The 24,506-nt window shown below is 64.1% G+C and carries 33 protein-coding genes; 19 read left to right on the top strand and 14 right to left on the bottom strand.

Annotated features, from left to right (window positions below; genetic code table 11):
* Positions 1–64: 64 nt before the first annotated feature.
* Positions 65–376 carry a hypothetical protein gene (locus tag ABIC03_RS11800; RefSeq protein ID WP_354058203.1) on the bottom strand — a complete coding sequence of 104 codons (312 nt, stop codon included), beginning with the start codon at positions 374–376 and terminating at the stop codon, positions 65–67.
* Positions 377–737: 361 nt separating this feature from the next.
* Here ABIC03_RS11800 and ABIC03_RS11795 point away from each other — a divergent pair, with 361 nt between their 5' ends.
* Complete coding sequence (locus ABIC03_RS11795; RefSeq protein WP_007612196.1) at positions 738–1,202, top strand: PaaI family thioesterase; 465 nt, start codon at positions 738–740, stop codon at positions 1,200–1,202.
* Between the two features lie 112 nt (positions 1,203–1,314).
* Here ABIC03_RS11795 and ABIC03_RS11790 read toward each other — a convergent pair whose 3' ends face one another.
* The gene (locus ABIC03_RS11790; RefSeq protein WP_354058200.1) at positions 1,315–1,608 is read right to left on the bottom strand and encodes an HdeA/HdeB family chaperone; all 294 of its coding nucleotides are present in this window, start codon (positions 1,606–1,608) and stop codon (positions 1,315–1,317) included.
* Positions 1,609–1,788: 180 nt separating this feature from the next.
* Here ABIC03_RS11790 and ABIC03_RS11785 point away from each other — a divergent pair, with 180 nt between their 5' ends.
* Entirely contained in the window at positions 1,789–2,031 is a 243-nt protein-coding gene (locus tag ABIC03_RS11785; protein ID WP_354058198.1) for a PilZ domain-containing protein, read from the top strand.
* 46 nt (positions 2,032–2,077) lie between these two features.
* Here the strand turns inward: ABIC03_RS11785 and ABIC03_RS11780 are convergent, their stop codons facing one another.
* The gene (locus ABIC03_RS11780) at positions 2,078–4,093 is read right to left on the bottom strand and encodes a pyrroloquinoline quinone-dependent dehydrogenase (protein WP_354059623.1); all 2,016 of its coding nucleotides are present in this window, start codon (positions 4,091–4,093) and stop codon (positions 2,078–2,080) included.
* A 33-nt stretch (positions 4,094–4,126) separates the two neighbouring features.
* On the bottom strand, positions 4,127–4,360 hold the full coding sequence (locus tag ABIC03_RS11775) for a hypothetical protein (RefSeq protein WP_007602200.1): 234 nt from the start codon (positions 4,358–4,360) through the stop codon (positions 4,127–4,129).
* Positions 4,361–4,576: 216 nt separating this feature from the next.
* Between ABIC03_RS11775 and ABIC03_RS11770 the strand changes: the two genes are divergently transcribed.
* Together ABIC03_RS11770 and ABIC03_RS11765 are read left to right on the top strand one after the other, a co-directional pair.
* Positions 4,577–4,981 (top strand): hypothetical protein, encoded by a 405-nt coding sequence (locus ABIC03_RS11770; protein WP_275170040.1) that lies wholly within the window; start codon positions 4,577–4,579, stop codon positions 4,979–4,981.
* Positions 4,982–5,091: 110 nt separating this feature from the next.
* Entirely contained in the window at positions 5,092–5,421 is a 330-nt protein-coding gene (locus tag ABIC03_RS11765) for a hypothetical protein (protein ID WP_035961409.1), read from the top strand.
* Positions 5,422–5,478: 57 nt separating this feature from the next.
* Here ABIC03_RS11765 and ABIC03_RS11760 read toward each other — a convergent pair whose 3' ends face one another.
* Together ABIC03_RS11760 and ABIC03_RS11755 are read right to left on the bottom strand one after the other, a co-directional pair.
* Positions 5,479–5,946 carry a DUF6691 family protein gene (locus tag ABIC03_RS11760; protein WP_354058195.1) on the bottom strand — a complete coding sequence of 156 codons (468 nt, stop codon included), beginning with the start codon at positions 5,944–5,946 and terminating at the stop codon, positions 5,479–5,481.
* Between the two features lie 5 nt (positions 5,947–5,951).
* Entirely contained in the window at positions 5,952–6,380 is a 429-nt protein-coding gene (locus ABIC03_RS11755; RefSeq protein WP_354058193.1) for a YeeE/YedE family protein, read from the bottom strand.
* 169 nt (positions 6,381–6,549) lie between these two features.
* Between ABIC03_RS11755 and ABIC03_RS11750 the strand changes: the two genes are divergently transcribed.
* A complete protein-coding gene (locus tag ABIC03_RS11750; RefSeq protein WP_354058191.1) occupies positions 6,550–7,713 on the top strand; it encodes a GNAT family N-acetyltransferase in 1,164 nt (387 codons plus the stop codon).
* Between the two features lie 7 nt (positions 7,714–7,720).
* On the opposite strand, the gene ABIC03_RS11745 is transcribed toward ABIC03_RS11750, so the two are convergent.
* Positions 7,721–8,386 carry a DsbA family oxidoreductase gene (locus ABIC03_RS11745; protein ID WP_275170035.1) on the bottom strand — a complete coding sequence of 222 codons (666 nt, stop codon included), beginning with the start codon at positions 8,384–8,386 and terminating at the stop codon, positions 7,721–7,723.
* 67 nt (positions 8,387–8,453) lie between these two features.
* Positions 8,454–9,275 (bottom strand): helix-turn-helix domain-containing protein, encoded by an 822-nt coding sequence (locus ABIC03_RS11740; RefSeq protein WP_354058189.1) that lies wholly within the window; start codon positions 9,273–9,275, stop codon positions 8,454–8,456.
* A gap of 101 nt (positions 9,276–9,376) precedes the next feature.
* Here ABIC03_RS11740 and ABIC03_RS11735 point away from each other — a divergent pair, with 101 nt between their 5' ends.
* Entirely contained in the window at positions 9,377–9,607 is a 231-nt protein-coding gene (locus tag ABIC03_RS11735) for a hypothetical protein (protein WP_354058187.1), read from the top strand.
* A 37-nt stretch (positions 9,608–9,644) separates the two neighbouring features.
* Entirely contained in the window at positions 9,645–10,049 is a 405-nt protein-coding gene (locus tag ABIC03_RS11730) for a hypothetical protein (RefSeq protein WP_354058185.1), read from the top strand.
* 38 nt (positions 10,050–10,087) lie between these two features.
* On the opposite strand, the gene ABIC03_RS11725 is transcribed toward ABIC03_RS11730, so the two are convergent.
* Positions 10,088–10,648 carry an SET domain-containing protein gene (locus tag ABIC03_RS11725; protein WP_354059621.1) on the bottom strand — a complete coding sequence of 187 codons (561 nt, stop codon included), beginning with the start codon at positions 10,646–10,648 and terminating at the stop codon, positions 10,088–10,090.
* A 164-nt stretch (positions 10,649–10,812) separates the two neighbouring features.
* Between ABIC03_RS11725 and ABIC03_RS11720 the strand changes: the two genes are divergently transcribed.
* The gene (locus ABIC03_RS11720) at positions 10,813–11,433 is read left to right on the top strand and encodes a hypothetical protein (RefSeq protein ID WP_354059619.1); all 621 of its coding nucleotides are present in this window, start codon (positions 10,813–10,815) and stop codon (positions 11,431–11,433) included.
* Between the two features lie 20 nt (positions 11,434–11,453).
* Here the strand turns inward: ABIC03_RS11720 and ABIC03_RS11715 are convergent, their stop codons facing one another.
* Positions 11,454–11,729, bottom strand: a complete 276-nt coding sequence (locus ABIC03_RS11715; protein WP_354058184.1) for a hypothetical protein — start codon at positions 11,727–11,729, stop codon at positions 11,454–11,456.
* A gap of 49 nt (positions 11,730–11,778) precedes the next feature.
* Complete coding sequence (locus ABIC03_RS11710) at positions 11,779–12,504, bottom strand: TetR/AcrR family transcriptional regulator (protein WP_354058182.1); 726 nt, start codon at positions 12,502–12,504, stop codon at positions 11,779–11,781.
* A gap of 106 nt (positions 12,505–12,610) precedes the next feature.
* On the opposite strand from ABIC03_RS11710, the gene ABIC03_RS11705 reads away from it, so the two are divergent.
* The 6 genes from ABIC03_RS11705 to ABIC03_RS11680 all read left to right on the top strand — a co-directional run bounded on the left by ABIC03_RS11705 (position 12,611) and on the right by ABIC03_RS11680 (position 16,867).
* Complete coding sequence (locus ABIC03_RS11705; protein WP_354058180.1) at positions 12,611–14,008, top strand: carotenoid oxygenase family protein; 1,398 nt, start codon at positions 12,611–12,613, stop codon at positions 14,006–14,008.
* Between the two features lie 39 nt (positions 14,009–14,047).
* A complete protein-coding gene (locus ABIC03_RS11700; protein ID WP_354058178.1) occupies positions 14,048–14,311 on the top strand; it encodes a hypothetical protein in 264 nt (87 codons plus the stop codon).
* A gap of 77 nt (positions 14,312–14,388) precedes the next feature.
* A complete protein-coding gene (locus tag ABIC03_RS11695; protein WP_354058176.1) occupies positions 14,389–14,964 on the top strand; it encodes a hypothetical protein in 576 nt (191 codons plus the stop codon).
* A 12-nt stretch (positions 14,965–14,976) separates the two neighbouring features.
* Positions 14,977–15,531, top strand: a complete 555-nt coding sequence (locus ABIC03_RS11690; RefSeq protein ID WP_275170027.1) for an inner membrane-spanning protein YciB — start codon at positions 14,977–14,979, stop codon at positions 15,529–15,531.
* A 103-nt stretch (positions 15,532–15,634) separates the two neighbouring features.
* Entirely contained in the window at positions 15,635–15,931 is a 297-nt protein-coding gene (locus ABIC03_RS11685; protein ID WP_247497827.1) for a hypothetical protein, read from the top strand.
* Positions 15,932–15,946: 15 nt separating this feature from the next.
* Positions 15,947–16,867 carry an SH3 domain-containing protein gene (locus tag ABIC03_RS11680; protein WP_354058173.1) on the top strand — a complete coding sequence of 307 codons (921 nt, stop codon included), beginning with the start codon at positions 15,947–15,949 and terminating at the stop codon, positions 16,865–16,867.
* Positions 16,868–17,024: 157 nt separating this feature from the next.
* On the opposite strand, the gene ABIC03_RS11675 is transcribed toward ABIC03_RS11680, so the two are convergent.
* Positions 17,025–18,680, bottom strand: coding sequence for a fumarate hydratase (locus ABIC03_RS11675; protein ID WP_354058171.1), 1,656 nt, complete (start codon positions 18,678–18,680; stop codon positions 17,025–17,027).
* A gap of 246 nt (positions 18,681–18,926) precedes the next feature.
* Between ABIC03_RS11675 and ABIC03_RS11670 the strand changes: the two genes are divergently transcribed.
* From ABIC03_RS11670 to ABIC03_RS11660, 3 genes are all read left to right on the top strand, one after another.
* Positions 18,927–19,400, top strand: coding sequence for a hypothetical protein (locus ABIC03_RS11670; protein ID WP_354058168.1), 474 nt, complete (start codon positions 18,927–18,929; stop codon positions 19,398–19,400).
* A gap of 265 nt (positions 19,401–19,665) precedes the next feature.
* Positions 19,666–19,839, top strand: a complete 174-nt coding sequence (locus ABIC03_RS11665; RefSeq protein ID WP_007612258.1) for a hypothetical protein — start codon at positions 19,666–19,668, stop codon at positions 19,837–19,839.
* A 116-nt stretch (positions 19,840–19,955) separates the two neighbouring features.
* Positions 19,956–20,630 carry a methyltransferase family protein gene (locus tag ABIC03_RS11660; RefSeq protein WP_354058166.1) on the top strand — a complete coding sequence of 225 codons (675 nt, stop codon included), beginning with the start codon at positions 19,956–19,958 and terminating at the stop codon, positions 20,628–20,630.
* 77 nt (positions 20,631–20,707) lie between these two features.
* Here the strand turns inward: ABIC03_RS11660 and ABIC03_RS11655 are convergent, their stop codons facing one another.
* Together ABIC03_RS11655 and ABIC03_RS11650 are read right to left on the bottom strand one after the other, a co-directional pair.
* Positions 20,708–21,415 carry a glutathione S-transferase gene (locus tag ABIC03_RS11655; RefSeq protein ID WP_275170022.1) on the bottom strand — a complete coding sequence of 236 codons (708 nt, stop codon included), beginning with the start codon at positions 21,413–21,415 and terminating at the stop codon, positions 20,708–20,710.
* Positions 21,416–21,600: 185 nt separating this feature from the next.
* The gene (locus ABIC03_RS11650; RefSeq protein ID WP_275170021.1) at positions 21,601–22,278 is read right to left on the bottom strand and encodes a lectin; all 678 of its coding nucleotides are present in this window, start codon (positions 22,276–22,278) and stop codon (positions 21,601–21,603) included.
* Between the two features lie 365 nt (positions 22,279–22,643).
* Between ABIC03_RS11650 and ABIC03_RS11645 the strand changes: the two genes are divergently transcribed.
* Both ABIC03_RS11645 and ABIC03_RS11640 read left to right on the top strand, forming a co-directional pair.
* Entirely contained in the window at positions 22,644–23,657 is a 1,014-nt protein-coding gene (locus tag ABIC03_RS11645) for an NrtA/SsuA/CpmA family ABC transporter substrate-binding protein (protein WP_275170020.1), read from the top strand.
* Positions 23,648–24,496, top strand: a complete 849-nt coding sequence (locus ABIC03_RS11640) for an ABC transporter permease (RefSeq protein WP_354058163.1) — start codon at positions 23,648–23,650, stop codon at positions 24,494–24,496. Before ABIC03_RS11645 ends, ABIC03_RS11640 begins: the two co-directional genes overlap by 10 nt.
* Positions 24,497–24,506 lie beyond the last annotated feature (10 nt).

Here is a 24,506-nt window from a genome sequence, read left to right as displayed (position 1 = left end):
GAAGTAGGCCGATCAAAGAGGAGTCCCGGCCGGAGGCAGCAACCGCCTCCGATCGGGCAGGAGGTCAATTGGCAGTCGTGCCCGACTTTTTCTTCGGCGCACCGGTCGTGGCCGACGCCTTTGGCGCCGCCGGCTGTTTCGGCGGGTCGGAGCGCATGCCGCCCCACGGATCGTTGGAGGCCTTGGAGTCCGGAATCTTCTTCAGCGTTTCCTTGTAGGCCTTCTCACGCTCGGCTTCCGCGGCCTTCTCCTCTGGAGTCTTGCTCGGACCGTCCTGCAGCAAGTTGATATTGGGCATTTGCGCATAGGCCGGTCCCGCCAGCACGGTCGGTCCGGCCAGGACAGCCAGCACCGCGGCCATACGGAAAAGCTTCATCATTGACTCCTTGATTATCCGTGGCGGCGCGGGTCGTCCGCGCCGTGTCACCCCTGTCATTACCGCAGGGGCCGCTCGACCCGCTAGAGCCGGTCCGATCTGCACGATTTCGGCGCGTGGAGCCAGTCGTCCCAGATCGGGCCGCACCTGGTGCACCCGTTCAGCAACAGGCCGAGCCCGGCCAGACAAAACACGAGGACATACCGACGCAACATCACCCACCCATACCCGCTCCATGGCATCATACCGGGCGAAGTCAGGCATTTTCAAGCCGACGGGACCCGCGGCAGACCGGGTGACTTTGCCGCGCCGGTCCGCTCGCAATGCCGAACATCCGGCAATACAGGAGGGAACGACAGCAATGCCATCGCAGCCAGAAGCCGAGTTCGGCATCACGGAAGCCCGACGCATCCTCGGCGAGGTCTTTGCGCCCTGGGTCCAGGATCTCAACCTCTCGGTCGAGCGCATCGAGCACCTGCCGCCGCCGGACGTGCCGGACTGGCAGCCCGCAGCGCTCCTGCGCATGCCGTTCTCGGAACGGCTGTGCCGCAACGGCGGCGTGGTCTGCGGCCAGGCGCTGATGGCGCTCGCCGACACCGCGATGGTGATCGCGAACCTCGCCGCCAACCGCGGCTATCGTCCGATGACGACGGTCGACCAGACCACGCATTTCATGCGCGCCGTCTCCTCGTCGGACGTGCTGGCCGACGCCCGCGTGGTGCGGCTCGGACGCACCATGAGCTTTGGCCGGGTCACGCTGCTCTCGGCCACCGACAACAAGCCGGTGGCGATGGTGTCCAGCGCGTTCGCGATGCTGCCGGGGTGAGCATCATCCGAAAACAAGAAAGCCGCGGGAGCGCAAAGCGCACCGCGGCTCTCGATGGCGTCATGTCGAGGAAACGCGATGGCGATCGCGCTTCGCACGGCCACGCGGGAAATTACTTGCCGAGCACTTCGTCGGCCGCGGTGACGATGCTGACGTTCGGATTTTTTCCGCAATAGCTGCCGAACTTCTTGGCGTTCTCTACGAACACGTCGGTGTCGAAGATCGCGTTGTCCTCGTCGCCCTTGTACCAGCCGTCCATCCAGGTCAGCACCATCTTGATGGTGTCGTCGCCACTATCGAGGAACTGCTTGCAGCTCATGGTCGCGAGATCGAGCTTGGTGGCGTGGGCGGGCATGGACGACAGCGAGAGCGCTGCGGCGAACAGAAGCGAAAACGTGGTCTTCATCAATATCTCCATCGGCGCGTAGCGCCACAAAAAGAAGGGCTCGGGGAAAGTCGGCGGAGTGACCTCCGCTTCGACGTCGTAAACGAAGTCTGAAGCGCTATGCAAGTAGCGCCAGTATTGAGTTTAGTTCAACGTAATTTCTATGCACTACTTCACAAACATCATTATGGATTAACGCGGATGATCGAGAAGCGTGCGGCGCAGCGTTACCGTGTTTTCAAGGGTGGAAAGATCACCTTTGAAAATTGCGGCATCACATGCACGGTGCGAAACATGTCGGCGAACGGTGCCGCAATCGACCTCGACGCCCTCGTCACATTACCGCAATCGTTCACGCTCGCGATCGCGCGCGACAATTTCGTGCGGAAATGCCGCACCGTCTGGCGCACCGAGCGGCGAATCGGCCTCGCTTTCGTACAGTAGTGCATATGATGTGAATGATCGTTCGCATCGCGCGCGCGATGCCGTGTTATGTTCGCGCGATACGACGTCGGCGACGCCAGCGCAGGCTTGCGATCACAAGCGAGACGATCGCGAGCGCGATCATTGAAGATGCCGCAAAAAATCGTCCACCGGGGCGATCGATGGTACGCGACCACAGCGACGGCCCTTCGCCCGGCCGTGCCAGGCGAAACGCAACGACGCTGTCGCCGATCGAGGTGCCTGCCTCGGAGTGGCCGCCGGCGCCGATGGCGACATACTGCTCGCCCTTCCAGAAATAGGTCATGGGATTGGCGACTCCGGGCACCGGCAGCCGGCCTTGCCACAGCTCCCTTCCGCTTCGTGCATCGAAGGCGCGCAAATAGGCGTCCATCGCTCCGGTGAAAACGAGCCCGCCTGCCGTGATCGCGAGCCCGTTGACGAGCGGCGCACCCCACGGCAGCGGCACGCCGAGCGGGGCGAGATCCTCGGTGGTGCCCACCGTCGAACGCCAGAGGATCTTGCCGGCCTTCAGATCGACCGCGACCATCTCGCCCCAGGGCGGTTTGTTGCAAAGAAAACCAAGCGGCGATGTTGCCACCGCACGCGACATCGCAAACGGCGCACCATTCTGCTGGCCGAAATCATGACCGGGCGGAGGATCGAATCCGGCCGCCTCCGCCCGCGGAATCAGCTTGATGAGATGAACGGCCCGGCTGGTGTTGGCATAGAGGACCTGGTTGACGGGATCGAAGGCTGCGCTGCCCCAGTTGACGCCGCCGCCGGTGAAGGGAAACTCCAGCGTGCCGTGCGTTGAGGGTGGCGTGTACAGCCCCTCGTTACGTGCCTCCGCGAACTGCGTCTCGCAAGCTGAGCGGCGCAGGCCAGGAAGGAACGAGAGCGCATCCTCAGTCGAGATTTTTTGCGAAATCAGCGGCGGCACATGCGTCGGGAATGGCTGCGTGGGCGACAGTCGTTCACCTTCCGCTGCCGCCTGCGGAACGCTGCGCTCCTCGACCGGCCACACCGGCTTGCCGGTATCGCGATCGAGCACGAAAACAAAGCCCTGCTTGGTCGGCTGGATCACGACATCGCGCTGACCTTCGCCGGTGTCGATGCGCGTGAGCGTCGGTTGCGCCGGCAGATCGTAATCCCAGACGTCGTGGTGCACGGTCTGGAATGCCCATACGAGTTCGCCGGTCTCGATGCGCAGCGCGACCACCGAGTTGGCATGTTCGTTGTTGCCCGGCCGCTTGCCGCCCCAGAAATCCGGCGATGGCGAGGATGTCGGCAGGAACACCAACCCGCGCGCGGCGTCGACCGACATCGGCGCCCAGACGTTGGCGTGACCGGCTTCGATGCCGTCGCGCTTGAGCGGCTCGAAGGTCCAGCGCGGCTGACCGCTGCGCGCATCGAACGCGCGCACCACACCGCTCGGCGCGTCGACGCGGCGGTTGTCGCCGATCGCGGAGCCGACCACGACGACCCCGCGGCCGATCGCCGGCGGCGAGGTGATCTGGAATTCGCCGGGCCATTCCAGCTTCATGCCGACGTCGGGCCTGACCTCACCGCTCTCGCCGAAGCCGGCACAGGGCATTCCCGTCTTCGCATCGAGCGCGATCAGGCGAACATCGTTCGTGCCCATGAAGATGCGCGATCGACATGCGGCATCTACAGGCGCCTCATCGTCGATCCAGTAGGTGACACCACGGCAGACGTAGCGGTTGGCGGGACGCTGGTTGATCGCGATCTTGGGATCGTAGCGCCATTTCTGCGCGCCCGTGCCGGGATCGAGCGCGATCACCTCGTTGAAAGGAGAGCAGAAGACCAGGCTGTCCTCGACGAACAATGGCGTGGCCTGGAATTTGGTTCGCCGCATCACCCCGGGCGGCCGCGCCGCGAGATCGCCCGTGTGGAATTCGAAGGCCCGAACCAGGTTGCCGACATTGTCGGGCGTGATCTCCCGCAATGGCGAGAACCGCGAGCCTCCGGGATCGCCACCCCAGCTCTCCCAGGCGAGGCCTGGCCGCGACGAAAACAACAGGAGCGTGATGAGAGCGGCCAAATAGCAGGAGCGGGTCGCCAACGCCCGCCTCACCTATTTCGGCTTCTTGGCAGGTTCAGGCGGACGCGCCCCGCTCCACGGATCGTACTTCTCCTTGGACTCGGGAATGCGCTCGAGTGCGGCCTTGTAGGCCTTCTCGTCGACCTTGGGCTTGTTGTCCGCCTTCTGGCCGCCCTCGTTAGGCTGACGCCTGCCACCGCCCATCTGCGCCTGCGCGGAGGCAACCGCCAGCGCCAGCACGGCGGCCGCTATGACCAAAATCCTCATGGGCGCAATCCCCCTCGTCTGGGGTACAAACTAGCCGGCAATGATGGAATAGCCAATGCCGCGAGCTCCAAGACTTCAGGAATCCTGACTTCAGGAAATCCTGGCTCCAAGAAATTCTGGCTCCAAGAAATTCTGGCTTCAGCAAATCTTGATCGGCCAGGTCTTCGTCGGATCGCATTCGTGCCTATGTTTTGGCCCCGCAGGGGACCTTCACGGATGTTACGGATTATTGCTCATGCCGCGCTGCTGGCCAGCGCGCTCGCGCTCGGGGCCTGCGGTTTTGCCGACAGCCGCGCACCGGTGCCCGAGTTCATGCGCATGAAGGAGGCCGAGCAGCCGCCGCCCGAATCGCCTCCCGACGTCAAACGCGTCGTGCGCGAGCAGATCGAATTCGTCTTCCTCAGCACCTCCTATCCGCGTGAGGTGCATGTCGCCTCACCCCATCGCGAGGTGCGGGGACCGGGCTGGACAGCTTGCGTCCGCGCCCAGCTCACCTCGGCGACCGGCTCGCCGCTCGGGCCACAGACCTACATCGTGACCATATCAAGCGGAAAGGTGGTCGATCGACGCCGCGCCGAAGCGGACGACATCTGCGGGTCGGAAAGCTACGAGCCGATCTAGGGAACAGATCAAGCCGACATCCGATCCGGTTCCGGGAAAAACGTGTAATTTTGCCGGAACGATCATGGCCTCCCCTTCTTGTTACCGCCGAGGGCAGTTTCGAGGAGGACATGATGAGGACATTCACGATTGCATTGCTGGCTGGCGTCGGAGCCTTGGCAGCGGTGAGCGGCGCCAAGGCCGCCGACGTCTATACGACCAGCGAATACACCAGCCCCGATCTCGTCCAGGAAGTGCGGCTGGTCTGCGACGATTCCGGCAATTGCTATCGCACCCGCGGCGGCTCGCGCGTGATCGTGCGCGACTCCTACGCGACCATGCCGCGTGATCGCTACTATGAGCGCCGCACCTATCGCGACTGGGACGATGGTCCGCGCGGCGGCGTCGGCATCCGCGCGCCCGGCGTCAGTGTTGGCGTCGGCGTCGGCGATCGCTGGTAATCGATGAAGCCATGACAGACGGGACCGGACGAGATAACTCGCCCGGTCCTGTCCATGTCAGATCTCAAGCGGCTCTCCCGGGGTGACGCTAGGCGTTGCCGACGGGACCTGCGCGATGAAGCGGGCGAGCACCATGCCGGCACACATCGCGGCGACGAAGATGAAGGCGGAGGCCGAGCCAAATCCGAGCGCGGTCAACGCCGGGCCTGGACAAAAGCCTACGAGGCCCCAGCCGATACCAAAGATGGCGGGACCGGCGATAATTCTCGGATCGATATCGTTTCGCGTTGGGACGTAGAAGCAGTCGGCGAAGACAGGCCGTGCCAATTTCAAGACGCGGCTGAAGCCGATGAAGGTCACCGCGACCGCGCCGGCCATCACGAAAGCGAGGCTTGCGTCCCACGTTCCTGCCGGGATGCCGCCAACGTCCAGGAAATTCAGGACCTTTGCCGGGTTCGACATACCTGAGACGATGAGGCCGAGGCCAAAGACCAGACCGATCCCGAATTGAATGAGGATTGTCATCGCGGTCAGCTCCAGTGCCGCATGACGAAGACGGTCGCCATGCCGGCTACCATGAAGGTCATGGTCGCGACCAGCGATCGCACCGACAACCGCGACAGGCCACAGACGCCGTGGCCGGAGGTGCAGCCGCTGCCCCACACCGCGCCGAAGCCGGTGAGCAATCCCGCGACGATCAGAAGCGGCGTTCCGGCGGCGATCGTTTGCGCCGGCAGGCTTCCGGTGACAAGGCGCACCAGGACGGGCGCGACGATAAGGCCCGCGACGAAGGCGAGCCGGCCGGCGAATTGCCGATCCTCGTAAGGCGGAAACAGCCGCGCCGCGATACCGCTGACCCCGGCGATCCGTCCCGTCGTCCACATCAGCAGGACGGCGGACAGGCCAATCATCGCGCCGCCAAGGAGCGACGCAATCGGCGTAAAAGGTGTGGCGACCATGATGATCCTCCGGGTCGAGAGCATTCTGGCTTATCCATCGAGCATCCGGCCGGCTCGCGGCCGGATGCTCAACGAGACGTTAATATTACCACTCGAATTGAAGCGGTGTCCCAACGGTATTTTCCAATCTTTGCGCTAAGCATGGCCTCCTGAACGGGGACGACGGGACGTGGTCGATATCGCGCACCAGGCTGCGATCAACCCGGCATCGGCAAAGCATGCCGCGGCCTCGCGCGCGCGTGTTCCGCTTACGGCGATCGAACCCGGCCAGTGGCGCGCACTCGCGCAGCGCGCCATTGAGCCGAACGGATATTACTTGCCTGGCTGGGAGCTCGCCGTCAGTGCAACCGCGCGCGGCCGCACGGATGCCTCGGCGCTTCCCGCATACGATGGATCGCGGCTGGTCGGGCTGATGCCGGTGATCTCGCTCTGGCGGGCATGGAAGATTCCCCTGCCCGCGCTGGTGAGCGCGCATCCCTACGGCACGCTGTGCAGCCCCCTGATCGACCGCGATGCCCCGATCGAGGCATCGGCGCGCCTGTTGCAGCAGGCCCGCGCGGCCGGAGCGCATGCGCTCGTGCTGAACGATGTCGCGCTCGATGGGGCGGCAATGACCGCCCTCAACCAGGTTCTGCAGCGCGACGGCCTGAAGCCGCGCCTCCTGAGCTCCTACATCCGCGCCAGCCTCGACGCGACACAGGACGGTGAGACGCTGCTACGCGACGCGCTCGGTACCAAAAAACTCAAGGAGCTGCGTCGCCAGCGCCATCGTCTTGAAGAACACGGCGCCGTCGTGTTCGATGTCGCGCACAGCCCCGACGAGATCGGGCCGGCGCTCGAAACATTCTTGCGGCTCGAAGCCAGCGGCTGGAAAGGCAAGCGCGGCACCGCGCTGGTCCAGCATGCCGGCGATGCAACCTTCATCCGCCGCGCCGTTCCCGCGCTGGCAGAAACCGCGCAATGCGAGATCGTCACCCTTCGCGCCGGCGCGACGCCGGTGGCCGCCGGCATCGTGCTGCGGCATCAGGACCGCGCCTTCTTCTTCAAGCTCGGCATCGACGAGCGCTTTGCAAGATATTCGCCGGGCGTGCAGCTTACGCTCGAGCTCACCCGCCGCCTATGCGCCGATCCCGCCATCGCCAGCGCGGATTCCACCGCGAGCGCCGATCACCCCATGATCAACCCGATCTGGCGCGGGCGCTTCGCCGTTGGCGACGTGCTGATACCGTTGCGGCGGAACGACCCCATCGTGGCGCTCGTGCACGGAGCGCTCGCGGCGCACGGCATCGCCTACGCGGCGGCGCGCCGCGCAGTTCGCCTGCTTCGCAAATAGATAGCTCCTACTCCGCCGCCTGGGCGTTGATCTCCGCCGAGACCTCGCGGATGGCGCGCGCGAGCATGTTGGGATCCTGCGCGCCGGAGACGGCGTATTTTTGCGCAAACACGTAGGTCGGCACGCCGGAGATGCCCTTCTCGGCGGCTTCCTGCGCGTCCGCCGATACGCGCGCGACGTCCTCGTCGGTGGCGAGGCGCCTGCGCACGTCGTCGGCATCTAGGCCGACATCGGCAGCCGCCTGCACCAGCACGTTCACATCAGTGAGGTCGCCGCCGTCGCGGAAGTAGAGCTCCATCAGGCGCTGCTTCATTTCGGGCGCCTTGCCGATCGCCTCGGCCCAGAGGATCAGGCGGTGGCAGTCGGTGGTGTTGGGCTGACGCGCGACAAGCTCGGGCCGGTAGACGAGCCCCTCCTCGCCCGCGGCCGCAACGACGCGCCCCGCAATGCCCTTATAGGCCTCGACCGAGCCGAACTTCTTGGTGAGATACTCCTCCCGGCTGATGCCCTCGGACGGCACCCAGGGATTGAGGAAGAAGGGACGGAAATTGAGCTTGACCGGAACGTCAGGCACCAGCGCCAGCGCGCTCTCGATCCGGTGCTTGCCGATATAGCACCAGGGGCATACCACGTCGGAAACGACGTCGATCTGGAGCGGCTTTAGGGTGCTCATGAGCGCCTCCTTCGGGCGTTGCGGGTTGTGCCCAAAGATAAGCCGAACCCATGCTGAGGCAAGGCCGCTAGCTCATGGCTGCTGCCATTTGTCGGAGCCGCTCGGCGGTGCGCTCGTCGGCCGGGAAGAAGGTTTCCAGAGCCAGCTCCGACAGCGTGATGTCGACGGGCGTGCCGAACACCATGGTGGTGGAGAAGAAACTTAGGATCTCGCCGTCGTGGCGCAGCTTGAAGGGGATCGCGACATTGTCGCTCGACAGCGGCGCTGCGCGCGCCGGGATCGGATAGCTCTTCAGGTCGTTGTACAGCTTGATCAGCTCGGGATCTGCGGTCGCCTCGCATTGCCGGTGCAGCCGCTCCAAGAGATGTCCGCACCATTCCGCGAGATTGACCGTTCGCGGCGCCAGCGCCTCGGGATGGAAGGCGAGCCGCAGCACGTTGAGGGTCTGGCCGAGCAGCCGCTGCGGAATGCCGGCAAGCAGCGGCGCCAGCATGCGGTTGGCCGAGACCAGATTCCAGTGCCGGTCATAGGCCAGCGCCGGATTGGGCTCGTGCGCCCTGAGGACGAGGTCGATCGCCTGGCGGGCTGATTTCAAGGCGGGATCCTCCAGCGGGCGCTGCGGAAAGGCCGGGGCATAGCCGGCGGCGACCAGCAACACGTTGCGTTCGCGCAACGGCACGTCGAGGCGCTCGGCGAGTCTGAGCACCATGTCGCGCGAGGGTGCGGCACGGCCGGTCTCGACGAAGCTCAAATGCCGCGCCGAGATTTCGGCCTCGCCGGCGAGATCGAGCTGGCTCATGCGGCGGCGCTGCCGCCATTCGCGCAAATGGTCGCCGATATGGACCGGTTGGCTGCGTTCGGCCTGTGCCGTGGATGCATGTGCGTTCATGGTCGAAAACCTAGCACGCAGATTTCGGCGCTTCCATTACGTCAGAGGTAATCGAATTGGGCCTCGGGCCGGCGCATCTTCGGTCGTAACAGGAGACGACCATGATCGCACTGCTGCTCTACCGGACCGTCACAGACCACCTTGTCCCCTGGGCCATGGCGCTCGCAACCCGGATGCTGGCGCGCAGCCTCAACATGCCGGAGCCGCTGGTGCATTCGACCGGCGACTATGTCGTCGCGCAGGTCACTGCCTTCGAGCACAGCGTCGGCAGGAGCCTCTGCCCGTTCCGCATCGCCCGCCTGCTCCGCGTCTGGTGGCGCGGATGGCACTGAGTTTATTCCCGAGCCCACCCCAACCATGGAGACCACGATGATCGACGCATCCACCTTCCTTCGCCGCGCGCTTCTTGCCGACGCGATCTTCAGCGGCGTCGCCGCTCTCGGCTTCACTTTCGGCGCCGGCGCGTTCGCGTCACTGTTCAACCTGCCCGAAGCGCTGCTGCGCGCGACGGGCCTGTTCCTGATCGCCTACACCGCACTCGTCGGCTGGCTCGCTTCACGCGCCTCCGTGGCAAAGCCGCTCGTGCTACTGGTCGTGGTCGGCAACGCGGCCTGGACGCTCGGCAGCATCGCGCTGCTGCTCTCCGGCGCGGTGTCGCCGAATCTTGCCGGCGAGCTCATGGTCGTGGCACAGGCGATCGCGACCGGCGTGTTTGCCGAACTGCAATATGTGGGATTGCGCAGGAGCGGGAGTGTGCTGGCTGTCGGAGCTTGACAAGAGCACGACAACGGAGCCGGCCGCGCAAGTGCTAGCTAGGCCCGCGCGCGGCCTTTCGCCTTGCCAACGGCATGGCCATTGAGCTTCTTCTTTTTGGCGCCTTTGGCGCCAGCCTTCTCGGCCTTGCGCTCCGTGCGCGCCTTCACCTTGGCGCGTTCGGTCCGCGCCTCGGCGCGCAGCTTCTTGCGCTTCTTCTCGCAAGATTCGCACTTGCAGCCGATCGGCTTCAGGTAGGCTTTGAAATAATCGGTGCCGTAGTCGTAATTGATCTCGTCGCCCGGCTCGATGTTCTTGATGGCACGGATGAAGACCTTCCGCTCGCGCGGCCGGACGTCGGATTCGGCGTTGGGCCGGCACGAATGGTTGATGTAGCGCGCGAGGTTCTTGCGCACCGAGCCGTCGATGGTCCAGCGGCCGTTGAGCTCGAACAGGTATTTGTTCTCGATGTCGTCGTGCTCGGGAATCCGGGAGTCCAGGATCGGTCCGTAATAACGGATGATCCGGGTGCCCTTCTTGATCGGCTTGGTTGCGAAGAGGCCGAGCCCGGTTTTCGAGCGGCCGACGCGATAAGGTTTGTTCGAAGAGGTGGCTGGCATGATCACGAAAAACGAGGACGCGAACGAGGCTGAAAGAGCCAAGCGAAGCCGCTCTTCTAGAACGATTCCGCGCCGCTGTCAGGTGTCTGTCGACCCTGTTTGAACCTTGCCCACAATCAAGACGTCTGATGGTACGGAGTTCCCGTTCGATCAAAGGCGTCGTCATGTTCCGCATCACCACCGCAGGCTTGGCCATATTGCTGTTGGCCATGTTGCTGATGTGCAGCGGTCTCGACCGCGCCGACGCCCAATCCGTGGGCAGCCAATATACCTCGACGGCGTCGAAGGATTGCCGCCAGATCGGCAAGCCCAGCGAGCTCGACGGCAGCACCACGCGGGTCTGCAAGGGCAAGGATGGCCTCGTGGTCCTGATCGCCGAGGATGATCTTCGCGAGGTCGTCTCCGTCGGCCGCAATCGCAAGGCCGCGGCCGAGGAACCGGCGGCAAATGTCTGGTTCGCTCCGTTCAACTCGTCCGAGACCACCGTCGAATGGCGCACCGCGGCCGCCAGACCGTTTGCGATCATCCAGCGCTGGCACATCGCCGACGGCACCGATCCCGACAAGCAGGGGCGGCCGAATACCAAGGCCATGCTGATCGTGACCCGGCTGCCACCTGGCCCCGTCTGCCACGTCGCCTATGTCGACGCGATCGCCAACCCGAACGCCAATGAGCTGGCGCGCAACGCCGCGGACGAGTTCGCCCGCAGCTTTACCTGCGGCAAGGATGAGGTGAAGATCATCGGCGCACGGGGCCGCGCGGTCGAGCTGGCGACGATGCGCTAGGCTTCCGTCTTGGTGCGGTGTTAGCGCGACGTCTTTGCAGCCTTCTTCGTTGCGACCTTCTTTGTAACCTTGCGCTTGGGCGACTTCTTCGCGGATTTTTTCTTTGAAGCTTTGGCCTTGGACGTTTTCTTCGCTGCCATGCGCATGTTGTCCACGAGGTTGGGATAGCGGCGCCCGGCGCGGCGGGCAGTCGCCTTGGCCGCCGATTTCTGCGCGGGCGTGAGGTGCTTGGACGCCTTGCCGGCGCGCTTGCGCGGATTTTGACGTTTCCAGGGGGCGCGGGGTGCTCTTGCCATGCGGCGTCAACGCCGCATCATGGCTGGGGTTGCGTTGAGACCGACTGAATCAGGGACCCGGCGGCTTCCCCGTCACGGGCGACATCAGCATCGCTTCGAGCAGGCGTTCGGGAGTCGTCCCCTCGGGCACCCGGCCCAGAATATCCTCAAGCCGCCCATCGAGCAGCAGCATGGTAAAACCGTGCACCATCGACCAGGCGCGCGCGATCGCGGCGCCCTGTTGGAGCGTCAGCGCGTCGCCGCGGATCTGCTCCTGCCGCATCATGCCGACGGCATTGGCAAGCCCCGCGAAGGACGCCTCGGCGGCCTCGTGCAGCGACGGCCTGGAATAGTCGAGCCACTCGGTGCGGAACATGATGCCGTACATGCCGGGATGAGCCTGGGCGTAGGCGACATAGGCTTTCGGCCGCGCCAGCGCGTGCTCGAGCGGGGTGGTGGCGGCGTTGGAGGACGACGCCATCGCCGCATTGAACTGGCGGAAGCCGACCGCCGCGAGCTCACTGAGAAGCCCGGTGAGGTCACCGAAATGATGGGTGGGCGCGGCATGCGAGACGCCCGCCTCGCGCGCCACCGCGCGCAATGTCAGGCCGGCGAGCCCGTCACGCTCCAGTACTCGTTCGGCAGCCTGGAGCAGCGCCTCGCGTAGCGCTCCGTGGTGATAGGGCGCCTCGGCCTTGACGCGCGCCGGCCGTGGCGCGGGACGCGCCGGCGCGCTCGCCTTCTTTGGGGTGCGCGCACCGCGCGCGGTTGCTGTCCTGATTTCGCTCTTGCCCATGGGGCAGCTATAGGACGCAATATTGACAGTGTAAAGATTTCACTTGACCAGCACTCCTCGTACGGCTAATCGATCTTTACGATGTAAAGATGAAGAGGGATACGCCGTGCAGCAGGACGCCGTTGCCGAACGCCGCCATAACCTCGGTCCGATTTCATTCGAGGCCGACGCGGCCTTCCTGAAAATCATCGGTGAATTGCCACGCGAGCTGAACGGCACGCTGTATCGCAATGGTCCCAACCCGCAGTTCAACTCGCCTGGCGCGCACTGGTTCGTCGGCGACGGCATGCTGCACGCCTTTCAGCTCGAGAACGGGCGCGCCAGCTATCGCAACCGCTGGATCCGCACGCCGAAATGGCTGGCCGAGCACGATGCCGGCCGCGCGCTGTTCGGCGGCTTTGGCCGCAAGCTGCCGGATGCGCCGCAAGACCTCACCGACAGCGGCGTCGCGAATACCAACATCATCTTCCATGCCGGCAAGCTGCTGGCGCTGGAAGAAGCTCATCTGCCGACCGAGATCGAGCCGGGCACGCTCGCAACGCGCGGCTATCACAATTATCAGAGCCGCGTCGCCGGCAGTTTTACCGCGCATCCCAAGATCGATCCCGTGACGGGCGAGCTGGTGTTCTTCGGCTACAATGCCGCGGGACCGCTAACGCCCGCCCTCTCCTACGGCTCGATAGACGCGTCCGGCAAGGCGACACGCTTCGAACGTTTCGAGGCGCCCTATGCCAGCATGGTGCACGACTTCATCGTCACCGAGAACCATGTGCTGTTTCCGATCCTGCCCATCACCGGCAGCATGGAGCGCGCGATGAGCGGGCGGCCGCCCTATGCCTGGGAGCCGGACAAGGGCGCCTATGTCGGCGCGATGAAACGCAACGGCACGGCGAAGGACATCGTCTGGTTTCGCGCTGAAGCCTGTTACGTCTTCCACGTCATGAATGCGTGGGAGGACGGCAACCGCATCATCGCCGACGTCATGCAGTTCGAGGAAGCACCACTATTTACGCATCCCGACGGTCGGCCGACCGATCCGGAGAAGTCGCGCGCCCGCCATTGCCGCTGGACGTTCGATCTCTCAGGCGACACCGACCGCTTCCAGCAGACCTATCTCGACGATCTCACCGGCGAGTTCCCGCGCATCGACGCCCGCCGCGCCGGATTGAAGAGCCGTCACGGCTGGTACGCCTGCGCCAATCCACGGCTTCCGATGTTCGGCGCGCTATCCGGCGTCGTCCATGTCGACGGCAATGGCAAGCGCCTCGGCCATTATCTGCTGCCGGCCGGCGACACTATTTCCGAGCCAGTGTTCGTCGAACGGTCGAAGGATGCCGCGGAAGGCGATGGCTGGCTGCTGGCGGTGGTGTGGCGCGCGCGGGAGAACCGCAGCGACCTCGCCGTGTTCAACGCTGGAGATGTCGAGGCCGGCCCCGTCGCGCTGGTGCAGCTCGGCCATCGCGTGCCCGATGGCTTTCACGGCAATTGGGTCGGCGCGCAGTAGCTGTTCGTCGTCATCGAGGATGTCATCAAAAGGTCTCTCATGCATATGTCTTCGCTCATCGCGGACTATCTCGTCGTCCTCGTCCTGATCTGCGCCGCGCTCACACTTCAGATGATCCGGCCGCGGCGGAGCGGCCAAACCATCTTCAACGGCGGCATCCTGCTCGCCTTCGTCCTCTCGGCCGCCTGCGCGTTACCCGTCCTGTCGCACCTGCCCTGGGCCGGATTCTTCGACGAGATGGCCGCCCAAGCCGTTGCAGTCACTCAATTTTTGGAAGTCGCCTACGTCATTTTGACACTGTAAAGATTTTGCTTGACCCCGCCTCGCTCCTAACTTATTGATCTTTACACCGTAAAGATAAAGCCTGACCGAGGCGGACCATGGTGATTTTCCTGATCCTCGCGCCCTACGGCGCCTTCACCTTCCTGATGCTGATGACATCAGCCACGATCAGCGTGTTCGCGGCGTCGGCAATCTGTCTCGCCACCGTCGCGATCGATGTCGTGCGCGGCCGCTCGGTGAAGATCCTGGCCGTGGGCTCGGCGCTGCTATTCGCCGCAATCGGCCTCCACCTCGCACTGTTCAACCCCGCGCTCGGGACGCTCGGTGTCAAGCTGTCGATCGACATCGGCATCTTCGTCATCTCGCTCGGCTCGATGCTGGTCCGCCGCCCCTTCACGCTGCAATACGCCCTCGAATCCGTGCCGGCCGAGACCGCGGCAATGCCCGGCTTTCTCTATGCCAACTACGTCATCACCGGCGCATGGACTGCGGCTGCGCTGCTGATGGCGGCCGCCAATCTCGTGCTGCTCTACGTCCCCGGCCTGCCGCTCTGGTCGAGCCTTGCGGTCGCCTTCGCCGCCCGCAACAGCGCGATCTACTTCACAAAATGGTATCCCGAATATCGGCAGATCAAGTACGGTGCGCCGGCCAGCGCAATGCCCAACTCCCGCTGAACAGGACCGACGATGAAGGACGTATTCGCCCGCCTCGCCTCCGACCTCTTCTCCGCCATCGTCTTCCTGGTCATCTACCTCGTTACCGACAACGTCGTCCTGGCAACGTCGGTGGCAATTGCCGGAGCGATCGCGCAGGTGATTTACGCGCGCGTCAAGGGGCAGCAGCTGAATTACATGACCTATGCGAGCGTCGCACTCGTCGTCGTGCTCGGCACGGTCACGCTGCTCACCAACGATCCCCGCTTCATGCTCGCAAAGCCCTCGATCGCGCATTTCGCGATCGGCGCCATCATGCTCAAGCGCGGCTGGATGCTGCGCTACATGCCGCCGATCGTCGTCGAGACCGTTCCGGAATATGTGACGGCAGCGGGCTATGCCTGGGCGGCGCTGATGTTCGTGATCGGCGCCGGAATGATCGCCGTCGCCTCCACAGGCGATCTGAAGCTGTGGGCGTTCTACATCACGGTCGTCGCGGGCGGCGCCAAGATCGTCGCCTTCGCCGTGCAATATGTCGTGCTCCGCCTCATCGTCACCAGCCGACGGCGTGCCGCCGCCCGCGCCTAAATGCCTCCAACGGAGCGTTAGGCGCGAGCGGCGAGTTGCGCTATACGCTCGGCCGGGACTGGTCCGCGGATCGTCGCGGTCCGCCGGGATATGGGAGACGCGAATGGCCGTGGACGGCAACTGGACTCTGACCATGACGACGCCCATGGGCGAGCGCAAGGCGACGCTGAGCCTGACTGCCGCGGGCGGCACGCTTACGGGTACGCAGGGTGCGGAAGGCAATACCGCGGAGATTTTCGACGGCACCGTCAGCGGCGATGCCGTCAACTGGAAGGTCTCGATCACCAATCCGATGCCGTTGACGCTCGAGTTCATCGGAACCGTTTCCGGCGACAGCATGAGCGGGGAGATGGGCATCGGCCCGATGGGCAGCTTCCCGTTCACCGGCACGCGCGCGTAAGCCCGCGCCGCACCGATGCGAGCGCTCCGTCTCATCGCGGCGACGATCCTGTGTGTCGCGACACAAGCGGCGCGCGCGGACGATGCCGAACCGCCGTGGCGGGCAAGCGCGCTCGCCATGATACCGGCAGGCTATGTCGCCGGCACGGCCTATCGAACCGAAGGGTCGACGGGCTACCTCGCCGTTTATCCGACCTCGTCGAACGATCCCAAGTCACCTGCAAGCGTGTTCGCTGCGCGCCAGGCTCTCGTGGTCGCGCTGACGCCGGATGCGACACGCGCAGTTTCGGTCGAATTGAAGCCGCGTAATGGGCCGGATCCTGACAACGACGACACTGAGTTCGCAAAGCTGCACGCCGAACTCGTCGCCAAGCGGTCAACGCTCCCCGACGGCACCGAGCCCTGCGATCTCGGCGCCTGGTCCGTGGACAAGGATCCCAATGGCCTCAACGTGCGTGCCGAACCATCGGTCAAGGCGCGTGTGCTCGGCACGCTTCCACCACCCTACCGGCTCAAGCTCGGCGGCAGCGAGAACACGCCCGATGGCGGCTGGCTCACCGAATTCCGCATCATCGGCTTCAAGAACGGCTGGTTTCTGATCGAAGGCGCCAAGCCGCCGGGCAAGGACTACGAGGACGACAAGAAATATCCGCGTAGCGCGCCAAAGCCCTATGCCGGACGCGGCTGGGTCGCCTCCAACAAGGTCGGCGCGTCCTACGCCAATGGCGCGACACGCATGGGCGGCCTATTCCAGGCGCCTTTCGTCGATGCGAAGTGGATGCCGGCCCAGCGCGAGCTCGGCGGCCCCATCGACACCGATGGCGGCCCGAAGCACATCTTTGCTTGCAGCGGCCTCTGGGGCCTCGTCGAAAGCGAGGACGGCGTCCGCGGCTGGTGGCGCGGCCTGTGCTCCAACCAGGTCACGAATTGCAGTTGAGCGAATGAGTGCGCGCTTCGAAATATGGGCGCTGGCTCGCCTCGCACACAGGCGTCATCACCGGGCTCGTCCCGGTGATCCACGCCTCTTCGCGATCCCGGAAGGCCGTGGATGACCGGGACAAGCCCGGCCATGACGAGTCGAGAGATGAACTCTCTCAGCCCAAGTTCAACTCCTTGAAGAAGTCGTTGCCCTTATCGTCGATGATGATGAACGCCGGGAAGTCGACGACCTCAATGCGCCAGATCGCTTCCATGCCGAGCTCGGGATATTCGAGCACCTCGACCTTCTTGATGCAGTGCTCGGCAAGATTGGCCGCGGCGCCGCCGATCGAGCCGAGATAGAAGCCGCCATATTTCTTGCAGGCCTCACGCACGGCCGGCGCCCGATTGCCCTTGGCGACCATCACCATCGAGCCGCCGGCGGCCTGGAACTGATCGACGAAGGAATCCATGCGGCCCGCGGTGGTCGGGCCGAACGCACCGGAGGCGTAGCCCTCGGGCGTCTTGGCGGGCCCTGCGTAATAGACCGGATGGTTCTTGAAATAGTCCGGCAGCGGCTCGCCCTTGTCGAGCCGCTCGCGCAGCTTGGCATGCGCGGAATCCCGCGCAACGATCATGGTGCCGGTCATCGAGACCCGCGTCTTGGTCGGGTACTTCGAGAACGTCGCCAGGATATCCTTCATCGGCTGGTTGAGGTCGATCTTGACGACCTCGTCGCCCAGCGACTGCTCGACCTCAGGCAGATATTGCGCCGGGTTGTGCTCGAGCTCTTCCAGGTAGACGCCGTCCTTGGTGATCTTGCCGAGCACCTGGCGATCGGCCGAGCACGACACGCCAAGCCCGATCGGGAGCGAGGCGCCATGACGCGGCATGCGGATCACGCGGACGTCGTGGCAGAAGTATTTTCCGCCGAACTGCGCGCCGACACCGAGCGACTGCGTCATCTTCAGGATTTCCTGCTCCATATCGAGATCGCGGAACGCGTTGCCGTCGGGCGAGCCGTGTGTCGGCAGCGCGTCGAGATAGCGGGCCGAAGCGAGCTTCACCGTCTTCATGCAGAGCTCGGCCGAGGTGCCACCGATCACGATGGCGAGGTGATAGGGCGGGCACGCCGCGGTCCCCAGCGTCAAGACCTTCTCCTTGAGGAAGGCGAGCAGCCGGTCCTTGGTCAGCACCGAAGGCGTTGCCTGGAATAGAAAACTCTTGTTGGCGGAACCGCCGCCCTTCGCCATGAACATGAACTTGTAGGCATCATCACCTTCGGCATAGATCTCGCACTGCGCCGGCATGTTGTTGGCGGTGTTCTTCTCCTCGTACATCGACAAGGGCGCAACCTGCGAGTAGCGCAAATTGCGGCGGAGGTAAGCATCGCGCGCGCCTTCCGACAGCGCCGCCTCGTCGTCACCGTCGGTGATGACGTTGCAGCCTTTCTTGCCCATGATGATCGCGGTGCCGGTGTCCTGGCACATCGGCAGCACGCCGCCGGCAGCGATGTTGGCGTTCTTCAGGAAGTCCAGCGCGACGAACTTGTCGTTCGGGCTGGCCTCGCCGTCCTCCAGGATCGCGCGGAGCTGCTTCAGATGACCCGGCCGCAAATAGTGGTTGATGTCGCCAAAGGCCGCTTCCGACAGGGCCCGCAGCGCCTCACGCGACACCACCAGCATGTCCCGGCCCAAGACCTTCTCGACCCGCACGCCCTCGGTCGTGACCTTCTTGTAGGGCGTCTCGTCCTTGCCCAGCGGAAACAGCGGCGTGTGCCTGTAGGGCGGAACAGGCTTTGCGGGATCGGGGAAGGCGGTGGGAGCGTTCATGGGCTGGAATCTCGGGGTTTTGGAGCCCTCGCATGGGCCCCTTTCATAGAAGCGTTCTAAGCTTTTTTGCCGCAAAGGGAAGGCGCTCTGGTGCGGTCGGGGCATCCCGATTCGGCGACACGCGAGCTATCTTCGGCGGTTGTCGGCGGACACGAGGCCCTCATGATGCCAGTGAAGACCCTGGGTGCACCCCTTGCGCTACGCGCGGGACGACGGTTGAATGCGCCCGCTAAGGGGCTCTTCATCATGACATTGAACTTGCACGTCCGCGGCGCGATCCTGGTCGCCGCCGCCATCACCGGCCTTGTGACCCTCGCCGCGCCCGCGCGCGCCGACCGCTGCGACGACAGCGCCAAGGAACTGGCGAACCAGGTCGATAGACTCAAAGTGAATTTCCGCGCCGCCAACGTGGTCTACCTCACCCACCCCGCGGCCAAGGAATTGTCCGTGGCTTGCCGTGGCGACAAATATTCGATCGAGCTCTATGCCAAGGGCGATCGCAAGCCCAAGCCGGAGTTCCTGGCGCTGGTGGGGTCGACGGCAGCGATCGTCTTCACCGTGACCAAGGACGATACGACGACGGGCGCGACACGCTGCCTGAAGCGGATGGGGCTCTTGCGCGGCGACAAGATCAGCATGCGTTACCGGCGTCTGAACATGGAATGCACCCGCACCAAGACGGATGCGTCCATCGCGATCACGCGCGGCAAGGACGAATAGGCGGGGCGCCCCCCTCTTTCCACATACTCCGTCATTGCGAGCGTAGCGAAGCAATCCAGAATCCCTCCGCGGAGACCGACTGGACTGCTTCGCTGCGCTCGCAATGACGAGGAGAGGTCTGTCCTCTCGCGGAAACAGCGCTTGTGACGACACGAAAGCGGCCTCCTCTACCGCACCGGATCCCTCGCATTTTAACGATTGGCTTGAAGGAAATTTCGCGTCTCGCGGCGCAGGGTCAATTGTTTCCATATGTGAGGATTTGTGGATGAGCGTTTCTACCGTTTCGCCGCCGCCGATCGCGATCGTGGTGCCGAGCTACGACACGACCAAGCAGCAGGACGATCAGATCAAGACCAAGGACAACGATCCGACCTATAAGCCGCCGCCGCCTGCGCCGCTGCCGCCGGGTCAGGGTACGCGGATCGATCAGCTCGCCTGATCCGCCGCGTCGAAGATGAAATGCCCGATCCGGTCGATCGGGCTTTTCGCGTGTCCAGCCGCATCTTTGCCGAATAGCGGGACCAATATCGTGCGCGGCTACTCTGAGATCTGCGCATGATCGCAAGACTGCTGTTGCAGAGCACGATCACCACCGCCGCCATGGGCGCGCTGCTGTTCGCGTCCGCCGGCACCCTGCATTGGCCGTCGGCCTGGGGGTTCCTCGCGACCTCCGCCGTGCTCGGCCCGCTCTGCGGCTGGTGGCTTTACCGGGTCGATCCCGCGCTGCTCGCGGAACGTCTGCGGCCGTTCCTGCAAAAGGATCAGCCCGCCGCCGACAAGATGTTCATGACCGTCTTCGTCGTCGCGATGCTAGTCTGGCTGGCGGCGATGGGGCTCGACCGGCGTACGCTGTCCTCCGATATGCCGATGGCGCTGCAGATGCTCGGCCTCTTCCTGTTCCTGCTCTCGACGCTGTTCATCCTCTGGGTCTTCCGCGAGAACTCGTTCGCGGCGCCCGTGGTGAAGCTGCAAGCCGAGCGCGCGCAGCGCGTGATCTCGACGGGGCCCTATGCCCATGTGCGCCATCCCATGTACAGCGGCATGATCCTGTTCTTCGCCGGCGTGCCGCTGCTTCTGGGCTCATGGTGGGGATTTCTGATGGTGCCGCTGTTCCTCGTCTTGTTTGCGATCCGCATTCACATCGAGGAGCGCACGCTGCGCGAGGGCCTGCCGGGCTATGCCGACTATGTGACGCGCGTGCGCTATCGCCTGCTGCCTGGCGTCTGGTGAGCGCGCGCATCACTCTGTAATTCGCGGAAAGCGTTTCCTCCGATCGACTGACGTCGGCCGAAGCGTTCGCAGGCGCTCTAGCCATCCAACTCGCGGTAGCGGCGGAAGATGCCCTGCTCGTTGAAGGGAATACGGCGCTCGCTTTCGAGATAAGCCTTGATGTTCGGGCGCGCCGACACGCGGTCGTGCATGCCGACGAGGGCCGGGATATCTGTCTCGAACGCCTTCATCCGCTTCGGAAACGCATAGCGTAGTCCCGCGACGAGCTGGAACAGCGAGAGATCGACATAGGTCAGCTTGCGGCCGGTGACATAGGCGCCGCCATTGTCCTGAAGGAGGTGCTCGAAATAGCCGAGATATTTCGGCACGCGCTCGCCCCAGAAGTCGGCGGTGCGCTTCTTTGCCGGCGGTTTCTGATCTTCGTAGTAGAGCGAGGGCCCGAGCGGGTGATGGGTGTCGTGAATCTCGACCACGAAATCGGTGATCGTCAGCTGGAGCTGATGCACCCAGAGTTGACCCGCTTCCGACTTCGGGGCGAGGGCGTGGCGGGCGCCGAGATAGAGCAGGATGTTCGCGGTCTGGCCGATGACGAGCTTGCCGGCTTTGAGGAACGGCGGTGCAAAGGGCGGCGTGCCCTTGTGCGCATCCATCATCTTCATCATCGCGGCTGTGCCGCGTGGGCCACGCGCCATGTCGACGTATGCCGCGCCCGCCTCCTCCAGCGCCAGCCGCACATATTCACCGCGGCCCTGGATCTCGGGCCAATAATAGAGCTCGTATTTCATGGAAGGGTCCGTGAGCGTGGAAGCGACAGGACCAATCTATCACGCGCGACAAGGTTCCGTCAGGATGGGGCGGAAGGGCGGCACCACACGCTCCGTCATTGCGAGCGCAGCGAAGCAATCCAGACTGTCACCCTGGAGGGACTCTGGATTGCTTCGTCGCTGCGCTCCTCGCAATGACGGAAGCCTCAATTCGATGCGAAGCAATAGAGCAAGCCGTCGCCGCCGGTGCTCTTCAGATCGGCCTGCGAGCAGCCGCCATCGGGTCCGCGCGAGGGGTGTGCGGTGTTCCAGGATTTGACCGTCGGGTTGGTCGCAGGGCCGTTGATGTCGGAGTGGCCGAGCATCGCCGCGCCTTGCGTACTCGACGTCCAGTTTTTGCAGGTGCGGTCGTCGGGACCCGCAAACGCGGTGCCGTCGGACTGCGATCCCGTGAGAATGTCGTGCCGGTTAGGCTGGTCGCCATAGCCGTTTACAATCTCGCCCTTCTCGGTCAGCGCTGTCTCCTTGCTGATCTTGTTGGCGCTGTGCAAATCGGCCACGTCCTTGGCGATTTCCACGCCCTTGGCGTTCTGCCACGGTCCCTTGCCGATGCGGTCGCGCGCGTTGACGGCCGGCTTGCCGTCGGCGGCCTGCGTGGAGAGATAGGCGCGCCAGGTCTTACTGCCGGCGCCGCCGGCCAGGGCCAGCTTCTGGCACTGCGCATCGGCCCCCTCCAGACCGCCGAGATCAGCGCCTTTGCCAGGACCGCTGGAAGTCACGAAGAACGTCATGTTCGCCGACTGCGCCTGCGCCGATGGCGCCGCAAGCAAGGCCGCAGCGAGCGCGAGGCCTGAAATCGTCACGGTTCTCTCAATGCGGATCATCCTGTCCTCCATTTGTGTTGTCGTTGGCCGCCAGATTTCAACCCGACGCAGGCCCGCTTATTCCGATGCCGCGATGCGAGACGCCCAAAAGAAAAAGGCCCCGTGCAAGAAGCACGATGCCCTGGTTTTTTCATGTCGTCTGCGATCAGTTGGTCGGCGGGATCGCCGACGATTCCCAGCCGCTTCCCGACTGCCATGTCGATTAATTGCTTCCCGGGACAATGGTGCCGGGCGAGCATACCAAATGGGCCGATCCTCAAGTGATCGTCCAGGGGAGGACGCGGGGGACTGTGGCGGGACCGTTCAGGGCGGTATCCGCGATCACATCGGGGCTGCGTAGCGCGCGGCGCAAGGGGAGATCGTTCATGCACCGGACCACCATCCGCCCAATCACGACAATTGCCGGCCGCGCCACCCTTTGCTGCCTTGCCGTCGGTCTTGCCCTGGGTCCGAACTGCGCCTTGGCCGCGGAACTGCTCAAAGCCCGGCTGGCGCAAAATCTCGCACCGATCTCCGGCCTTGCGATCATCGCCAAGTCGAAGGGAATCTTCGAAAAGCACGGACTGGACATCACGGTTTCGAACTTCACGTCCGGCAAGCAGTGCCTGGACACCGTGATCGGGGGCGGTGCCGACATCGCGACCACGGCGGAGGCGCCGGTCACCGCATCCACGATGGCAAACCAGCCCATCGCCTTCGTCGCCGGGATGGAATATTCCGATCTCAAGACGCTCGTCGCGGCCAAGGCCGGCGTCAAGACCAGGGCAGATCTTCGCGGCAAGCGAATCGCCTTCACTGCCGGCACCGGTAGCGAGGTTTACACGGCGACCTTGCTGAAGTCGGCGGGATTGACGCCCAAGGATGTCACCCTCGTCAATCTGCGGCCGCAGGAGATGCTGCCGGCACTTGCCGCCGGAAGCATCGACGCGATCGACACCTGGGAGCCCCACGTGGCCAACGCGAAGAAGGCCCTGGGCGAAGCCGTCGCTGAGGTGGATACAAAGGGCACCTACTCCGAGACGTTCAATATCGTCGTCATGAAGCCCTATCTGGACGCCAACCCAGTGCTGGTCGAGAAATTCATCGCCGCACTGATCGATGCCGAGATCTGGATGAAAGCACAGCCGGATGAAGCAATCACGACAGTGGCGGACGCGGTTGGAATGAAGCGGGACGAACTCGCTCCCATCTGGGCCGACTATGTTTACCGGGTGCGTCTCGACGACCGGTTGATCGAGATTCTGAAGACCCATTCCGCATGGCGCCTTGAGAGCGGCAACCATCCTCCGGGAGCGGCGATGCCCGACTTCAGCAAGGTCGTCGTCACCGAGCCACTGAAAAAGGTCGATCCCGCACGCGTCACCCTGTCATGGAAATAGCCACCCGCGCGGCCATGCAGGAAGCCACTTCAGCGGAACGCGATATTGCCATCCGCACTGGCGGTCGCGCTCGGCGGCCGAATTCGGTTCGGCTTCGCCGCCTCAATATTCTGGTCGGGGCGCTTTCGCTTCCCTTGTTCATTGGGCTCTGGGAACTGGTCTCCCGTTCCGGGACCGTCAACATGGTGCTGTTTCCGCCGCCGACGGTGGTTGCTGCGGCGGTGCTTGAATGGATACGAAGCGGACAGTTCTTTAGCGATCTGTTGGCCAGCCTCTTTCGCGTCACGACGGGATTCATCATAGGCGGCGCGCTCGGCATCCTCCTCGGTGTCCTCACCGGCCAATTCCCCCTTATCTCGAGCTTGCTGTCCCCGCTATTCCATATCTTGCGACCTATTCCGCCGATTGCGTTCGTGCCGATCGTCATTCTCTGGTTCGGCCTGTCGGAGGCGGGAAAATTGTTCCTCGTCGTATGGGGCGTATTCTTTACGGTATGGCTTTCGACTCACATCGGCGTGCAGAAGGTCGACCGTGGCCTGATTCGGGCGGCGTTGATGCTCGGCACGCCCCGACGGCAGATGCTGCAGGAGATCGTCCTGCTGGGCGCGCTTCCCTACATTGTGGTCGGGTTGCGCACCGCCGTCAGCATCTCCTTCTACACGCTTGTCGCGGCTGAACTGGCCGGCGCTTTCGCCGGCATTGTCTACAGGATCGAGATCGCGCAGCAGAATTTGCAAACGGGCCAGGTCATGGGCGGGCTCGCAGCGCTCGGGTTGATTTCGTTCATCGCCGACCGGCTGTTTGCGGCTCTTGCCGAACGTATCGTCTGGTGGCGCTGATGTCGGGATC

The organism is Bradyrhizobium sp. RT6a, from assembly GCF_040547675.1.
Lineage (GTDB): Bacteria > Pseudomonadota > Alphaproteobacteria > Rhizobiales > Xanthobacteraceae > Bradyrhizobium.
This window is presented reverse-complemented; position numbering and strand designations above follow the sequence as displayed.

Excerpts from the sequence above, each read along its gene's own strand:
- ABIC03_RS11800 (WP_354058203.1), bottom strand. The coding sequence starts at position 376 with ATGAAGCTTTTCCGTATGGCCGCGGTGCTGGCTGTCCTGGCCGGACCG.
- ABIC03_RS11795 (WP_007612196.1), top strand. The coding sequence starts at position 738 with ATGCCATCGCAGCCAGAAGCCGAGTTCGGCATCACGGAAGCCCGACGC.
- ABIC03_RS11790 (WP_354058200.1), bottom strand. The coding sequence starts at position 1,608 with ATGAAGACCACGTTTTCGCTTCTGTTCGCCGCAGCGCTCTCGCTGTCG.
- ABIC03_RS11785 (WP_354058198.1), top strand. The coding sequence starts at position 1,789 with ATGATCGAGAAGCGTGCGGCGCAGCGTTACCGTGTTTTCAAGGGTGGA.
- ABIC03_RS11775 (WP_007602200.1), bottom strand. The coding sequence starts at position 4,360 with ATGAGGATTTTGGTCATAGCGGCCGCCGTGCTGGCGCTGGCGGTTGCC.
- ABIC03_RS11770 (WP_275170040.1), top strand. The coding sequence starts at position 4,577 with ATGTTACGGATTATTGCTCATGCCGCGCTGCTGGCCAGCGCGCTCGCG.
- ABIC03_RS11765 (WP_035961409.1), top strand. The coding sequence starts at position 5,092 with ATGATGAGGACATTCACGATTGCATTGCTGGCTGGCGTCGGAGCCTTG.
- ABIC03_RS11760 (WP_354058195.1), bottom strand. The coding sequence starts at position 5,946 with ATGACAATCCTCATTCAATTCGGGATCGGTCTGGTCTTTGGCCTCGGC.
- ABIC03_RS11755 (WP_354058193.1), bottom strand. The coding sequence starts at position 6,380 with ATGGTCGCCACACCTTTTACGCCGATTGCGTCGCTCCTTGGCGGCGCG.
- ABIC03_RS11745 (WP_275170035.1), bottom strand. The coding sequence starts at position 8,386 with ATGAGCACCCTAAAGCCGCTCCAGATCGACGTCGTTTCCGACGTGGTA.
- ABIC03_RS11740 (WP_354058189.1), bottom strand. The coding sequence starts at position 9,275 with ATGAACGCACATGCATCCACGGCACAGGCCGAACGCAGCCAACCGGTC.
- ABIC03_RS11735 (WP_354058187.1), top strand. The coding sequence starts at position 9,377 with ATGATCGCACTGCTGCTCTACCGGACCGTCACAGACCACCTTGTCCCC.
- ABIC03_RS11730 (WP_354058185.1), top strand. The coding sequence starts at position 9,645 with ATGATCGACGCATCCACCTTCCTTCGCCGCGCGCTTCTTGCCGACGCG.
- ABIC03_RS11725 (WP_354059621.1), bottom strand. The coding sequence starts at position 10,648 with ATGCCAGCCACCTCTTCGAACAAACCTTATCGCGTCGGCCGCTCGAAA.
- ABIC03_RS11720 (WP_354059619.1), top strand. The coding sequence starts at position 10,813 with ATGTTCCGCATCACCACCGCAGGCTTGGCCATATTGCTGTTGGCCATG.
- ABIC03_RS11715 (WP_354058184.1), bottom strand. The coding sequence starts at position 11,729 with ATGGCAAGAGCACCCCGCGCCCCCTGGAAACGTCAAAATCCGCGCAAG.
- ABIC03_RS11710 (WP_354058182.1), bottom strand. The coding sequence starts at position 12,504 with ATGGGCAAGAGCGAAATCAGGACAGCAACCGCGCGCGGTGCGCGCACC.
- ABIC03_RS11700 (WP_354058178.1), top strand. The coding sequence starts at position 14,048 with ATGCATATGTCTTCGCTCATCGCGGACTATCTCGTCGTCCTCGTCCTG.
- ABIC03_RS11695 (WP_354058176.1), top strand. The coding sequence starts at position 14,389 with ATGGTGATTTTCCTGATCCTCGCGCCCTACGGCGCCTTCACCTTCCTG.
- ABIC03_RS11690 (WP_275170027.1), top strand. The coding sequence starts at position 14,977 with ATGAAGGACGTATTCGCCCGCCTCGCCTCCGACCTCTTCTCCGCCATC.
- ABIC03_RS11685 (WP_247497827.1), top strand. The coding sequence starts at position 15,635 with ATGGCCGTGGACGGCAACTGGACTCTGACCATGACGACGCCCATGGGC.
- ABIC03_RS11680 (WP_354058173.1), top strand. The coding sequence starts at position 15,947 with ATGCGAGCGCTCCGTCTCATCGCGGCGACGATCCTGTGTGTCGCGACA.
- ABIC03_RS11675 (WP_354058171.1), bottom strand. The coding sequence starts at position 18,680 with ATGAACGCTCCCACCGCCTTCCCCGATCCCGCAAAGCCTGTTCCGCCC.
- ABIC03_RS11670 (WP_354058168.1), top strand. The coding sequence starts at position 18,927 with ATGACATTGAACTTGCACGTCCGCGGCGCGATCCTGGTCGCCGCCGCC.
- ABIC03_RS11665 (WP_007612258.1), top strand. The coding sequence starts at position 19,666 with ATGAGCGTTTCTACCGTTTCGCCGCCGCCGATCGCGATCGTGGTGCCG.
- ABIC03_RS11660 (WP_354058166.1), top strand. The coding sequence starts at position 19,956 with ATGATCGCAAGACTGCTGTTGCAGAGCACGATCACCACCGCCGCCATG.
- ABIC03_RS11655 (WP_275170022.1), bottom strand. The coding sequence starts at position 21,415 with ATGAAATACGAGCTCTATTATTGGCCCGAGATCCAGGGCCGCGGTGAA.
- ABIC03_RS11650 (WP_275170021.1), bottom strand. The coding sequence starts at position 22,278 with ATGATCCGCATTGAGAGAACCGTGACGATTTCAGGCCTCGCGCTCGCT.
- ABIC03_RS11645 (WP_275170020.1), top strand. The coding sequence starts at position 22,644 with ATGCACCGGACCACCATCCGCCCAATCACGACAATTGCCGGCCGCGCC.
- ABIC03_RS11640 (WP_354058163.1), top strand. The coding sequence starts at position 23,648 with ATGGAAATAGCCACCCGCGCGGCCATGCAGGAAGCCACTTCAGCGGAA.